Genomic DNA, 13,650 nt, shown 5'->3' with positions numbered 1-13,650 from the left:
TGTCAGACGCCGCTTAGCAGCGCGAACAAAACATAGGCTACAGGGGCCGCGAACACGATGGAGTCCAATCGATCCATCACGCCGCCATGACCGGGCAGGATGCTGCTCATGTCCTTGACGCCAAGTTCGCGTTTGACCATGGACTCGGCGAGGTCCCCGGCTGTTGATGCCGCCACCATGCCAACGGCCAGCACCAGCCCCACCCACCACGGTTTGTCCAGCAGGAAGATACAGGCGAGGACACCAATTACCATGGCCCCACCGACGGATCCCGCGAAGCCCTCCCAGGACTTCTTGGGACTGATCTTGGGGGCCATGGGGTGCTTCCCGAAGGAAGCCCCAACGATGTAGCCGAACGTGTCATTCGAGACAACCAACAGCAACATCGAAGCGATCTGCCATGCGCCGTCAGGAATCCCGTCCGGCCAGAAGCCGACGGGGGTGGCACCACCCGTGGCGTGGAGCGGCAGGGCCGCGAAACTGATGAGGAACGGAATCCAGGCCAGGGTGAAAACACCGGCAAACACGCTGCGCGGCGCGCCTGCAGCACTCTCGATGGAGCGCCACAGAAGAACAGCCACGGAGCTGGCCGTCATCGTGAACAACAAACCTTCGAGTCCGCCAAAGTAGGCAGAAACCGGCATCACCAGGCTGCCAATCATCACAGGAACGATCGGCATCCTGGTGCCCTGGGCTTCAAGTGCCCGGAAGACTTCCCAGACACCCAGCACCGCGAAGGCGGTGGTGAGCAGGACGAATCCCAACGGGAGGAAAAGCAATCCACCCAGAACGGCCAAAAGCATGGAAAGCCCGACGCCGATGGCAGCAGGAAGATTACGGCCGGCCTTGGGTGTGGGGTTCTCCCGAACACGCCTGGCGCGTTTGGGGGTGTCGCGTGTCGGGACCCGCTCAGCGGGTGCCGGCTCAGCCTGGTTCATCAGACCTCGAGCAGCTCGGCTTCCTTGCGCTTGAGCAGTTCGTCGATGCTGTCGACATGCTGCTTGGTGAGGGCGTCAAGTTCCTTCTCAGCGCGTGCGCCTTCGTCCTCGCCGGCTTCGCCGTCCTTGACGAGCTTGTCCAGCGTGTCCTTGGCCTTGCGGCGGATGCTGCGGATGGAGACCTTGGCGTCTTCACCTTTGCCCTTGACGATCTTCACGTATTCCTTGCGACGCTCTTTGGTGAGCTCCGGGATGGTCACGCGGATGACGTTGCCGTCGTTGGAGGGGTTGGCGCCGACTTCCGAGTCACTCAGGGCCTTCTCGATGTCACGCAGTGCGGTCTTGTCGTACGGCGTGATGAGGATAGTGCGGGCATCAGGAACACCAAAGGAGGCCAGCTGCTGGAGGGGTGTGGGGGTGCCGTAGTACTCGACGATCACCTTGTTGTAGAGACCGGGGTTTGCCCGGCCCGTACGGATCGTGGCGAAATCGTCCTTGGCTACCTCAACCGCCTTGTCCATCTTCTCGCCGGCTTCGAGTAAGGTCTCTTCGATCACGGGTTTCTCCTCAGAAAATAGTTGCTGCCTAACTACAGGCGGCAATGCACAGTAAAGATCCGCCACAAGGGCGGACGGTCCTAGAAATATCCTAGCCCTTGCTAGGGAGTAACCAGGGTTCCCAGCGTTTCGCCGAGGATGGCGCGGGTAACGTTGCCCTCGCCTTCCATGCCGAAGACCACCATGGAAAGGTTGTTGTCCTTGCACATGGTCATAGCAGTCTGGTCCATGACCCTGATGTCACGGCGCAGGGCGTCGTCGTAGCTGAGGACATCGAGCTTCTCGGCGGCCGGATCCTTCTTGGGGTCGGCGGTGTAGACGCCGTCCACCCCACTCTTGGCCATGAGGACCACGTCCGCGTGCACTTCGAGGGCACGCTGCGCGGCAACGGTATCTGTGGAGAAGTACGGCAGGCCTGCGCCTGCACCGAAGATGACCACGCGCCCCTTTTCCATATGGCGGATGGCGCGGCGGGGAATGTAGGCCTCGGCAACCTGGCCCATGGTGATGGCGCTCTGGACGCGGGTTTCAACACCGGCCTGCTCCAGGAAGTCCTGCAGGGCGAGGCAGTTCATCACTGTCCCCAGCATGCCCATGTAGTCAGCGCGGGAGCGGTCCATGCCGCTCTGGGACAACTCGGCGCCGCGGAAGAAGTTACCGCCACCGACAACGATGGCTACCTCGACGTCGGAGACTGCCGCCGCGATCTGCTTGGCAATGGCCCGGACGGTTTCAGGATCGACGCCGAGCTTGCCTCCGCCGATGACCTCACCGGAAAGTTTCAGAAGTACACGTCGGCGGGTCTTCTCGGGCTGGATTGCAGTGTTGACGGTTTCCATGGTGCCTCCCGTTGGTGGACTCTGGCTAGATTATCGTGCTGTGGGTCCGCGCAGGTACTGCCCCGGACGGGTGCATGAAAAAGGGGCGGCCACCGAAGTGACCACCCCTTTTCATGAATTACTAGTTTCCGACGCGGAAACGGGTTACTGCGGTTGCCTTGACGCCGGCTTCTTCGAGGACCTGTGCAACAGTCTTCTTGGAATCCTTGGCGAATGCCTGGTCAACCAGAACTTCACCCTTGTAGAAGCCCGTCACACGGCCTTCGACGATCTTCGAAAGAGCAGCTTCGGGCTTGCCTTCAGCCTTGGCGGTCTCTTCGGCGATGCGGCGCTCGGACTCGACCAGTTCGGCCGGGACGTCCTCGCGGGTCAGGTAGTTCGGAGCCATGGCTGCAACGTGGACAGCGATGTCGTGTGCGGCGGTGGCAGCGGCTTCGCCTTCACCGTCAACAGCGAACAGGACGCCGACCTGGGCCGGGAGGTCCTTGGACGTCTTGTGCAGGTATGCGTCAACCGTGGTGCCCTCAACGCGGGAGATGCGGCGGACAACAACCTTTTCGCCGAGGACAGCGCCCTCTTCGACGACAACCTCGGACAACGGCTTGCCGTCGACCTCGGTGGCCAGCAGGGTCTCGAGGTCGGCTGCGCCGGACTCGACTGCAACGTTGAGGACCTTGTCGGCCAGCTGGATGAACTTGTCAGCCTTGGCCACGAAGTCGGTCTCGCAGTTGACCTCGATCATTACGCCAACGCCGCCGTTGACCTTGGCAGCAACCAGGCCTTCAGCGGTGGAGCGGCCTTCGCGCTTGGTAGCGCCCTTGAGGCCCTTGATGCGGATGATCTCGATGGCCTTCTCGGCGTCACCGTTGGCTTCGTCAAGAGCCTTCTTGACGTCCATCATGCCGGCGCCGGTGCGCTCGCGCAGGGCCTTGATGTCAGCAGCAGTGTAGTTCGCCATGTGAACCCCTCTGTCTAGAAATTTGTGTGTTTACGGACTGACAGGACGGCAGCCCACCGTGTGAGCCGCCATCCTGTCAGTTGCCCCCGACGCCGTTTCCGGCATCAAGGAAGGTCCAGATTTACTTGGCTTCAGCTTCGCCGGCTGCAGCTTCAGTTGCCTCGGGAGCCTCAGCTGCCGGAGCCTCGGTTGCCGCTGCTTCTTCGGCCTTGCTGCCTTCGAGGAGCTCGCGCTCCCACTCGGCCAGCGGCTCTTCCGGAGCTTCGGTGGTGCCGGTTGCGCGCTGGTTGCGGGCGATGAGGCCCTCAGCTACGGCGTCGGCAACAACGCGGGTGAGCAGGTTGACGGAGCGGATGGCGTCGTCGTTGCCCGGGATCGGGAAGTCAACTTCGTCGGGGTCGCAGTTGGTGTCCAGGATGGCAACAACCGGGATGTTCAGCTTCTTGGCTTCGTCAACAGCAAGGTGTTCCTTCTTGGTGTCAACAACCCAGAGAACCGAGGGAGCCTTGGTCAGGTTGCGGATACCACCGAGGTTGGACTCAAGCTTGGTGAGTTCGCGCTTGAGGAGCAGGAGCTCCTTCTTGGTGTAAGCGGAGCCTGCGACGTCGTCGAAGTTGATCTCTTCGAGTTCCTTCATGCGCTGGATACGCTTGGCGACGGTCTGGAAGTTGGTGAGCATACCGCCCAACCAACGCTGGTTGACGTACGGCTGGCCAACGCGGGTAGCCTGTTCGGCAATTGCTTCCTGAGCCTGCTTCTTGGTGCCGACGAACAGGACGGTGCCGCCGTGGGCGACAGTAGCCTTGACGAACTCGTAGGCGCGGTCGATGTAGGACAGCGACTGCTGGAGGTCAATGATGTAGATGCCGTTGCGTTCCGTGAAGATGAAGCGCTTCATCTTCGGGTTCCAACGACGGGTCTGGTGTCCAAAGTGGACGCCGCTGTCAAGCAGCTGGCGCATAGTTACGACGGGCATGCCGACGCTCCTTCCGGCAGGTCATTCATGAGAGAGCCCATGGGGCTGCTCTTACCCTGCCAATAGTTGACGGTTGTTTAGCCTTTGCCCGGACGGGCGCGGCTCCTGGCATCCATTGCGCTTCTCATCCGGCGTGGAGCCATGGGCTCAGCCGGACCGCAAGAGGCACAATCCTCCGCAGCCTAAAGCCAAGAGGCTTCGCTGGTGGAGGGCTGGATACGCGTAGTCAGCCTGGGACCCCCGCATATCTGAATGAGACATGCTCCTGAACAAGCTTGAGGGCACAGCAAACTGCTCCACCAAGTGTACTACAGCGGCCCCACCAGTTTGACCGCGCATGACAAGCGGTTGTCCACATACGGAAGCCCGGGGATCGCTCCGACCCGGCCTTCCGGGAAGGCTGTTTCCATGGCCCTTTTGAAGATCCCGATTGCCACTGTTGTTGTTGCCGCCGTTCTTGCGGGCACGGCCGGCGCCCCGTCGCGGGCGGACCCGCGGTGGAGCTGGCCCCTCTCCCCCAAGCCCTCCGTCCTGCGGACGTTCGACCCGCCGGACAAGCCGTGGCTAAGCGGGCATCGCGGCGTGGATCTGGGACCAGCGCCCGACGGCGGCCCGGTCACCGCACCGTCGGACGGCGTGGTGACCTTTGCCGGCGTCGTCGTCGACCGCCCAGTGATCACCATCGATCAAGGCGATGGCCTCAAGAGCAGCTTCGAACCCGTGTCCAGCGAACTGAAGCCCGGAGATGTTGTCACCAGGGGGCAACCCATCGGCTCTTTGGAGACGGGCCACTGCGGCAGCACCACCTGCTTGCATTGGGGCGTCCGCCGCGGCGGGGACTACGTCAATCCCCTGGGCTTCGTGGAGGATATGAGGCCCTCCGTCCTGCTGCCACTGGACTAAGTTGCCGGACGAATCATCCGCCAATCCTTCATTGTCCGGGGGTGCTGACAGACTCAGACACTCATCGAGGAGAAGAGGGGGAATTTGCGATGGATATAGCCTTCGTGCTGGGAATACTGGGAACGCTGGCAGGCAATGTGCTTGATCTGCTGGCTTGGCCGGCGGTCAGCGCGTGCTCTTTGTTGAACGCGCAGAACGTCGAAGAGAGGTTCCTGACGGCATTCCTGGCAACTGCCTTAGCCTGGGTCGCTGTGGCCTCCACCGCGCATTGGACATTGAGGACCCTATTGGTTTCACTCCGATACTCGCTGCTCCCGCTCGCGTGCAGCACCGGTTCCATCTCCACTCTTCGTTCTACCGTGCGCGGGTCTTACCGGCTGCACGGTGCCATCAGCTACATCGCGTCAATCTTTGGAGCCGTGGGTACAGGCCCGCGAGGTGACACCGAACAGATGGATCAGTTGCGCGCCAAATGGCCTACGGCTCCCGGACTATGGTTGATCCGTCTGATACTTCGCCTACCAAACGCCGCGGTCGTCGCTGCCATGCATCTCGCCCGGATGGCCTCGAGGCCCCCTGGCCTCCTCTTCCTGGCAACCGTGACATGGGCAACCGTGAGGCCGCCGACGACTTTTTGGGCGCCAGGGGTTGACGTGTCTCGCGCGATTCTGGATCTTCTTGCTCAAGCGACTTTCATAGCGTGGGTACCAGTGGCCCTGCTGCTCTTCGCGGTTGTCTCATCAGCGCGCGTCCGGGGCGCCTATGCCTGGCGAACCGAGAAGTTCAAACAAGCGCACTCAGCGTTGGACTCCCTTGCCCACAAAGCCGAACCCCTCTTACAGAGCCTCCATGATGCCATCGATGACACGGCGCGGTTTTGTTCGCACACTGCCATCCGAAAGGCCACGGAAAGACTCACCTCTGGACACGGGAGCTGGCGGGACGGACAGCTGGTCTTTCAATCGCCTCCGGGGCGCTCCCCGTCTGTCGAGCGCTGGCAGGAGCCATCCCTTTCATCTGTCGATCGTCCATGGAACTGGCAAGCAAACCAGAAAACAGCCGCCAGGGGTGGCGAACTCATCAAAACCGCTGGCGATTTGCTGACCGAGTACAAGCGCGTATGCGTCAGAGGCAGCCTGGTTAGCGAAGTTCACAACATCGCGCCCCGGAAGATACGCGTCCTCCTCTCCTACCTCAGGCCCATCAGTCCCAATGTTGCAACCGGTGCCCGCAGGTCAGACTCGCTGCCCTACCTCGGGGTAAATATGCGAATCTTGACACTGGATGGACTCGAAAGCTTCATAGCTCACTGGACCACCCAGCACGATCATCTCCGTGCCCAATTTCTGCAGCTCGAACACGGTGCCCCCTGCAGCCCCCGGCTCATGGCCGACGCTACGAAGGCCATCGAGGGTCTTATCCGCGAACTTCGCGAGTGCTTGGTCGAAGCCTGCTGGCTGGAGGCGCAGGTCAAAGACCTCAGGGACATTGGCTGGCGAAACAGATATCCGGGCAGCGTCAAAGCCGCATGGCAGTCCATCAAAGCGCGATAACTCCAGCCAGCTTGACCCCTGGGGGCCGTGAGCCCTTCAACGCGCTGAGGCCGCCCCGACGCATCGGTTGGTCGCTAGACGATTGCGGATACCCCAGTGATGGCACGGCCCGTCACGAGCGTGTTGATCTCGTGGGTTCCTTCATAGGAATAGATGGCCTCGGCATCGGAGAAGATCTTCGCCATGCCATAGTCGGTGACAATACCGTTGCCACCCAGGATGCTGCGGCCCAAGGCGACACTTTCGCGCATGCGCGCAGTGGTGAAGGCCTTGGCAAGGGCTGACTGCTCGTCCTTGGCCGCTCCGGCATCTTCAAGCTGGGCCAGGCGGACCATCATCCCCATGGAGGCGACGGTGTTGCCCAGGATCTGGACCAGCTGGTTCTGCACAAGCTGGAAGGCCGCCAGGGGCCGTCCGAACTGCTGGCGTTCCACTGCGTAACTGCGGGCGACATCGAAGGCTGCCATCTGCAAACCCACCGCCTGCCAGGCGACGGCCAAGCGGGTGACCTTGAGGACCTTGTTGGTATCGCGGAAGCTGTTGCCGTTGGCCAGCTTGAAGAAGTCGGGCACCACGACGTTATCCAGCGTGATGTCCGCGTTCTGCACTGTTCGCAAGGAGATCTTGTTCTCGATCTTGCTGGCGGAGTAGCCCGGCAGCTTGGTGTCCACCAGGAACGCTTTCACCTGGTTGTCCGCCACATCCTTGGCGTAGATGACTACCCAGTCGGAGAAAGTGGCATTGCCGATCCACCGTTTGGCACCGTTGAGGATCCAGGTGTCGCCGTCGCGGCGGGCCGTGGTCCGCGTACCGCCGGCGACGTCGGAACCGCCCAGCGGCTCGGTCAGGCCGAACGCACCGATCTTCTTCAAGGAGTAGATATCCGGCAGCCAGGCGTCCTTCTGCTCCTGGGAAGCAAGGGCCTCGATGGATCCCGTGAAGAGACCGTCGTGGACACCCATGAAGGTTGCAATCGAGGCATCCGCCCGGGTCACCTCCGCATGGAGCATGCCCGCGAACAGGTTGGAATAACCCTGGCGGCGCACCGGGCTGACGAGGTCCAGTTCGCCGAGCTTGGGGATGAGGTCCATGGGGAATTCACCACGGTTCCAGCAGTCCACGGCGATGGGCTTGACCTCGCGGGCCAGGAATTCGCGGACCTCAGCCAGGCGATCCTGCTCTTTGCCGGTCAGCATCTGCTCAAAGGCGTAAAAGTCACCATCCGCATAGGGAAGGGTGGTGGCGTCGAATGCAGCGTTGGACATGCTCGCTCCTTCAAGGGTGGTCACCTGCGACCAAGACTAAGTTACTGATGAGTAACATACCGCACCATAGTGGGAACGCAAAAGAGCCGTGGCCGACGAAGATGAATCGTCGGCCACGGCTCCCGTGTGAAAAGTAGGGCTACTCGGACTTGAACCGAGGACCTTAGGATTATGAGTCCCGCGCTCTAACCAGCTGAGCTATAGCCCCGTGACGCCCGGAAAAGCCACCGCAAAGCAGCTGTTCCGGGCAAAGCACTCTAGCAATACTAATAGCTAAAGAGGAGTGCTCTGGTCACACTACTTTGTCCTCGTAGGAAGCTCCGCGGTAGAGGTCCTCGAACGTCTGGAGTGTGCCGTTGATGCTGTGCGGCCCAACCATCTCCCGGCTCAACTTGCCCATGGCTTCCAACTCGTCCTTGGGAAGCTCCACCAGCTTGGTGATCTTAGCGGCGAGCTCGTTGCTGTCATTGGGTGTGAACAGGTAACCATTCTCGCCATCACGAACCAGGTGGGGCAGCGCCATGGCGTTGGCCAGAAGTACGGGAGTGGAAGCGGACATGGCCTCCAACGTCACCAGTGACTGCAGCTCGGCTGTCCCGGGCATGCAGAAAATGTCGGCCTTGATGTAGGCCTCACGCAGATCTTCGTCGCTTGCGAGTCCAAGGAACTTGACCCTGTCCCCCAGCCCAAGCCTTGCAACCTGCGCCTCCAGGGCAGGACGAACTTCGCCCCCGCCAACAATCTCCAGGTGGACATTCAGCGCGCGGGGAGTCTTGGCAACGGCATCGATGAGGACATTGATGTGCTTCTCTTCGGCCAGGCGTCCCACGAAAAGTACTGTGGGGTGGCTGTGCGGCTCGATGGTTTCGCCCGGCTGGAGCTCGTAGGCAGCAGAGTCAATGCCGTTGGACAAGGGCAGGACTTTGCGCAGGAAGGCGTGCTGGTGCATGGCCTTGGCAGCCAGCGGCGTGGGTGTGGTCACCACGTCTGCCTGGCCCATGACCTTGCCCATGTCCTTCCATGAGATACGGCCCACGATGTCCTTGAACCACTGCGGGAACGGCAGGAACGGGTTCAGGTTCTCAGGCATGAAGTGGTTGGTGGCAACAATCCTGATGCCACGCTTCACGGCTTCGTAAAGGACGTGCTCGCCGATCATGTAGTGGCTCTGGATGTGGACAACGTCCGGCTGGACCTTGTCGAACAGGAGGCTGATTTCCTTCTTGATTTCCCATGGGAAACAGATCCGGAAGTACTCATGGGTGAAGACACCGTGCGAACGAAGCCGGTGGACGGTGGCTTCGTCGCGGAATTCCGTGTAGCTCTTGCCCGAGTCCGGACGGCAGGCCAACACATGCACGTTGTGTCCACGTGCCGTCATCCCCTTGGCCAGGCGGTAGCCGAACTGCGCGGCGCCGTTGACGTGCGGCGGGTAGGTGTCCGCGGCAATCAAAACAGTGAGGGGTTTATTGGTGTCGGGAATGGTCACGTGGAGAACTCCTGATGGTCACGGTGCGGACAGCGTTGATCGTGGCAATGCTGCGGTGTCGCCGGGTTGCCGGGCCGCTTACAGCGTCGGCGCAAGGTAAAGCCCTGCCCTAAGCCTTCCTGCTGGCAGCCGCCTTCGCGTCCTTCTTGCGTTTGGTGACTTCCGGGTGGTGCCGGCTCAGGGCAATAACCCCCACGATAGCAAGCGTAGCGGCCGCGGCCATGGCGATCGCCATCACGGCGTGGACATCGGGACGAAGCTCACCAAGGATCACGATGCCGATGGCGATGCCCACCATGGGGTCAATCACGGTCAGGCCGGCGATCACGAGGTCGGGCGGGCCTCCTGAGTAGGCGCTCTGCACGAACCAGGAACCCAGGCCACCCGCGGCCGCGATGGCGATCAGGGTGTACCACTGGACATTGAGCAGGAACAGGCCGTTGGGATCGAGCAGGTGCTTGCCGATGATGCGCGTCAAGACGGCCACGAAACCGAACAGGACGCCCGCGCCCAAAATGTACACAAAGGCGCTCATACGGTGCCTGAAAAGAACCGCCAACGTTCCGAAGATTCCTACTGCAAGGGCCAGCAGGAGGACGATGGTGAGCTCGTCCTCAGCGTTGACGTGATGGTTCTCCTGGGTGACATTGACTGCCAGCAAGACGAACAACGCTGAACCTGTGACGCAGGCGCTGATGGCCACCACTGTCGCCCGGTTGATGCTCAGGCCCTGGTCCTTGGCGTTGACCACGGTGGTGATAACCAGCGCAATGGCGCCGATCGGTTGCACTACGGTCAAAGGCGCGGACACCAGCGCGATGGCATTCAGCACCATTCCGAGGGTCAGGAACAGCAGGCCAAGCATCCACCGCGGGTTGCGCAGGAGACGCAGGAAACCGTTGGAACTCAGCGCAAGGCCACCCGTGTCGGCTTTGACCGCGCTGCCCTGCCGTTGAGCGCCGATGGCGAGGAAAAATGCGCCCAACAGCGCGAGAAAAACTGCCAGCCAGACCATCAGCCGTGTCCGCCGTCGTCGTTCTTCAGTTCTTTCCCCTTACGCAAGATGGCCCAGAAGTAGTTGTAGGCCGCAATCCAATGTCCCAGCAAGCCGAAACCAAGGAACGTCCACGCGGCCACGAAGTAGACCTCGGTAAATGGGATAGGCAGCTTTGACAGCACCAACAAGGGGGTGCCGACCAGCAGCAACGCCGTACGGATTTTTCCGATAATGCTCACCGGAAGGTCGGGATGGCTGCGGAAGTAGAGCAGCGAAGCAATAGCCAGGATCGCATCCGGCACCAACAACGCAGCCAAGTACCACCACTGCACGACGCCGGCAATCGCCAAAGTGAACGCCACGGCCAGAAGCGCCGCCCGGTCAGCCATTGGATCCAGGATCCGGCCCAGCTTGGACGTCTGATCGAAGCGCCTGGCAATGTAGCCATCCACCCAGTCGGTACTGCCCATGATGACGAGCACCAGCACCGCGAAGCCGTACTCCTGTTCCGACAAGACGAGCCACACAAACAGCGGCACACCCATGAAGCGGAGGACTGTGAGGATATTGGGGACAGTGAAGATCAGGTCGTGGTCAACCTGCGGCCGGTCGGGATGCGAACCAGCACCGATCAATCTCATGTCTGTCCCCCTTCCTCGCATTCAGTGTTTGGTGCCGCCGGTAACCGCTATTTCTTCAGCAGCTTCCTCAGCGCAACCACGAAGACCACGGCAGCCGTGGCGAAAGCTGCGAGGTCCTTCCAGCGGGCAGCAAGCCGTTCGGAAAGGCTGTCAGGCACAGAGTCTCCGAGGTCGGCAAGCTTGGCCGCAGCGAATTCTTTCCCTTCCTGGAACTTGCCGTTGGCGCCGTCCAGCAAAGCCTGGCCCTGCTTCTTGACGTCCAACTGTTCGCCGAGCTCATCACGGACACCGGTCAGGTGTTCACGGCGCCTCTTCAGGCGCGAACGAAGTTCAGCTTCGGTGGGGGCCTTGACGGCATCGGCTTCCTTGGCTGCTTCCTTGGCAGCCTTCTCGGCCTTTGCCTTCTCTGCCGCGGCTTCCTTCTCTGCCTTGGCTGCCTTGGCAGCAGGCGAATTCGGGTCAAGGATCGACTCGTCGAAAGCGGACCCCTCCTTCGCTATGCCGAGATCGTGCTTAATGCCCCGGATGGTGTCCTCCGGGACCAAGGGCATGGCCTTCTTGAACTTGGCGATGCCTATCAGCGCGGCAATCGCGACAATCAGGAGGAAGAACGCCGCCACGATGAGGGCTGCGAGCCAGCCGGGCATGATGGTGGCCAGTCCCAGGATCGCCGCCACAACCAGCGCAATCACGAGGAGTGCAAGGAAGACCAGCGCCACGCCAAAGAAGGCGCCCGCTATTCCAACCTGGGTGGCTTTGCGCTTGAGCTCCACCTTGGCCAAGGCGATTTCGTCGTTGATTTGGCGTGGAGCCAACCGTGCAACGAGCTTGAGGGTCTTCGGCAAAGTACGAATAGCTGGTCCTTGACTGGTCCGGCCGGTGTGACGTCCACTCATGGGTTCCGCCTAACTGCTTTCCTCTGGGCATCGTGTCGGGCGAGCGCGGCCTGAAATCCATAGCCGCGGACGCCTGTCCTCAAAGCTATCATTCAGGTTCCTGCTGAACTTTCGGGATCACATCGCGGCGCGCCCGTCATACGTCCAATAAATATGATCCGGGCCATAGGATTGATAATCGTGACCTCTCCCCTTGCTCCGGGCGATTCTCTGAGCCGACGCGAAAAACTTGTCTACATTCTCCTGCTGGGTGCCCTGACTGCGCTGGGTCCTTTCACCATCGATCTTTACCTCCCCGCGTTCCCCGCTTTGGAGGAAAGTTTTGATGTATCGGCAGCGGCGATCCAACTCACCCTGACCGGAACCACCGTCGGCTTCGGCCTCGGCCAGTTGGTGGTGGGACCGTTCAGCGACAAGGTAGGACGCCGGCTACCCCTGATCCTGGCCACTGCGGTTCACATCGGTTCCTCGCTTGGTGCCGCGCTCGCCACAGACATCGGGATGCTGTCACTGTTCCGTGTCCTCATGGGAATCGGTGCTGCCGGTGGTGGCGTCGTGGCCATGGCCATGGTCCGGGACCTCTTCCACGGCTACTCCATGGTCCGGATGTTCTCACGGATGTCACTGGTCAACGGCTTGGCACCCATCCTGGCGCCGGTCATCGGCTCACAGCTGCTTCTGGCCTTCCCCTGGCCCGGCATTTTCTACTTCCTCGCCGGCTACGGCCTGCTGGTAATCCTCGCGTCCATCTTCTTCATCAGGGAGACACTCCCCGCTGAACAGAGGGGCAAGTCCACCGTCACGGTCCGGCAACGCTACAAAACGGTCCTCACGGACCGGATCTTCGTCGGCATGGTGTTGGTAGGCAGCCTCAATTTCGGCGGCCTTTTCGCGTATCTCTCTGCCTCCACGTTCTTGTTCCAGAACATCTACGGCTTTTCACCGCAGGAGTACGGCATTCTGTTCGGCATCAACTCGCTGGGCATCGTGGCCGGCGTGCAGATCAGCTCGCGCCTGATCCGACGCGTGGCACCGCAGTGGATTGTGGCCGGGGCAACGGTCTTCATGCTGTTCATGGCCATCCTGATTATCGTCCTTGACCTGTTCCATGTGGGGTTGTGGGGAATCCTGGTTCCGTTGTGGTTCTACATCTGTGCAACCGGCTTCATGTTCCCCTGCGTCCAGGTCCTGTCCCTGGCAAAGCACGGAGCACAAGCAGGCACGGCAGCATCGCTGCTGGGCGCGTCCCAGTTCATGATGGCTGGAATTGTCCCGCCCGTCGTCGGATGGCTGGGGGTCAGTTCCGCCGTCCCCATGGGCGCCGTCATGGCCGCCTGCATCACCGGCGCTATCGCCGCGCTCTGGCTGGTTGTCCGGCCCCGGTCTGTTCCGTCCATCCATTAGGACCCCCCATGAGAAGCCGCCCCGTAGGCTGTGACCATGACTAACAAACCGCACCGCAACGGCAGGGGCCTGTTTCTGGGTGCCTTGCTGGGCGCCGTCGCCGGAGCCCTTCTTGGACGCGCCGCAGGCAGCGCGCTGTTCGGGGCGATTCTTGGTGCCGTGATCGGCGCCGCCGTGCTGTACCGGGTAAATCCCGGCCCGTGGAAGCGGGACTAGGCCCACCCCGACAAACCT

Annotated in this window: 14 protein-coding genes and 1 tRNA gene; 4 read left to right on the top strand and 11 right to left on the bottom strand. The window is 61.4% G+C overall.

The genetic code is table 11. The features are described from left to right. Positions 1–2 precede the first annotated feature (2 nt). The 5 genes from N7568_RS17140 to rpsB all read right to left on the bottom strand — a co-directional run bounded on the left by N7568_RS17140 (position 3) and on the right by rpsB (position 4,268). The gene (locus N7568_RS17140; RefSeq protein ID WP_261610987.1) at positions 3–938 is read right to left on the bottom strand and encodes a phosphatidate cytidylyltransferase; all 936 of its coding nucleotides are present in this window, start codon (positions 936–938) and stop codon (positions 3–5) included. Continuing rightward, positions 938–1,495, bottom strand: coding sequence for a ribosome recycling factor (gene frr, locus N7568_RS17135; protein WP_026541491.1), 558 nt, complete (start codon positions 1,493–1,495; stop codon positions 938–940). Before frr ends, N7568_RS17140 begins: the two co-directional genes overlap by 1 nt. A gap of 101 nt (positions 1,496–1,596) precedes the next feature. Beyond that, positions 1,597–2,334, bottom strand: a complete 738-nt coding sequence (gene pyrH, locus N7568_RS17130) for a UMP kinase (RefSeq protein WP_261610986.1) — start codon at positions 2,332–2,334, stop codon at positions 1,597–1,599. Between the two features lie 121 nt (positions 2,335–2,455). Then, positions 2,456–3,292 (bottom strand): translation elongation factor Ts, encoded by an 837-nt coding sequence (gene tsf, locus N7568_RS17125; protein ID WP_011774217.1) that lies wholly within the window; start codon positions 3,290–3,292, stop codon positions 2,456–2,458. 121 nt (positions 3,293–3,413) lie between these two features. Continuing rightward, on the bottom strand, positions 3,414–4,268 hold the full coding sequence (rpsB, locus tag N7568_RS17120) for a 30S ribosomal protein S2 (RefSeq protein WP_261610985.1): 855 nt from the start codon (positions 4,266–4,268) through the stop codon (positions 3,414–3,416). Positions 4,269–4,676: 408 nt separating this feature from the next. Here rpsB and N7568_RS17115 point away from each other — a divergent pair, with 408 nt between their 5' ends. Then, positions 4,677–5,171 (top strand): M23 family metallopeptidase, encoded by a 495-nt coding sequence (locus tag N7568_RS17115; RefSeq protein WP_261610984.1) that lies wholly within the window; start codon positions 4,677–4,679, stop codon positions 5,169–5,171. Positions 5,172–6,445: 1,274 nt separating this feature from the next. Further along, a complete protein-coding gene (locus N7568_RS17110; protein ID WP_261610983.1) occupies positions 6,446–6,724 on the top strand; it encodes a hypothetical protein in 279 nt (92 codons plus the stop codon). A gap of 74 nt (positions 6,725–6,798) precedes the next feature. Here the strand turns inward: N7568_RS17110 and N7568_RS17105 are convergent, their stop codons facing one another. The 6 genes from N7568_RS17105 to N7568_RS17080 all read right to left on the bottom strand — a co-directional run bounded on the left by N7568_RS17105 (position 6,799) and on the right by N7568_RS17080 (position 12,012). Then, positions 6,799–7,989, bottom strand: a complete 1,191-nt coding sequence (locus N7568_RS17105; RefSeq protein ID WP_261610982.1) for an acyl-CoA dehydrogenase family protein — start codon at positions 7,987–7,989, stop codon at positions 6,799–6,801. Between the two features lie 134 nt (positions 7,990–8,123). Next, a tRNA-Ile gene (locus N7568_RS17100) sits at positions 8,124–8,197 on the bottom strand. 84 nt (positions 8,198–8,281) lie between these two features. After that, positions 8,282–9,478: a glycosyltransferase gene (locus N7568_RS17095; protein ID WP_261610981.1), complete on the bottom strand. Its 1,197-nt coding sequence runs from the start codon at positions 9,476–9,478 to the stop codon at positions 8,282–8,284. 109 nt (positions 9,479–9,587) lie between these two features. Next, complete coding sequence (locus N7568_RS17090; protein ID WP_261610980.1) at positions 9,588–10,493, bottom strand: DMT family transporter; 906 nt, start codon at positions 10,491–10,493, stop codon at positions 9,588–9,590. Then, positions 10,493–11,116, bottom strand: coding sequence for a CDP-alcohol phosphatidyltransferase family protein (locus N7568_RS17085; RefSeq protein WP_261610979.1), 624 nt, complete (start codon positions 11,114–11,116; stop codon positions 10,493–10,495). Before N7568_RS17085 ends, N7568_RS17090 begins: the two co-directional genes overlap by 1 nt. 47 nt (positions 11,117–11,163) lie before the next feature. Next, a complete protein-coding gene (locus N7568_RS17080) occupies positions 11,164–12,012 on the bottom strand; it encodes a phage holin family protein (RefSeq protein WP_261610978.1) in 849 nt (282 codons plus the stop codon). A gap of 174 nt (positions 12,013–12,186) precedes the next feature. On the opposite strand from N7568_RS17080, the gene N7568_RS17075 reads away from it, so the two are divergent. Both N7568_RS17075 and N7568_RS17070 read left to right on the top strand, forming a co-directional pair. Beyond that, positions 12,187–13,416, top strand: coding sequence for a multidrug effflux MFS transporter (locus N7568_RS17075; RefSeq protein ID WP_261611116.1), 1,230 nt, complete (start codon positions 12,187–12,189; stop codon positions 13,414–13,416). A gap of 36 nt (positions 13,417–13,452) precedes the next feature. Continuing rightward, positions 13,453–13,632: a glycine zipper domain-containing protein gene (locus N7568_RS17070; protein WP_017199401.1), complete on the top strand. Its 180-nt coding sequence runs from the start codon at positions 13,453–13,455 to the stop codon at positions 13,630–13,632. Positions 13,633–13,650 lie beyond the last annotated feature (18 nt).

Origin of the sequence: Paenarthrobacter aurescens (genome assembly GCF_025421775.1) — a bacterium.
GTDB classification, from domain to species: domain Bacteria; phylum Actinomycetota; class Actinomycetes; order Actinomycetales; family Micrococcaceae; genus Arthrobacter; species Arthrobacter aurescens_B.
Note: the sequence above shows the minus strand (reverse complement) of the source record. Positions and strands in the feature narration are given on the sequence as shown.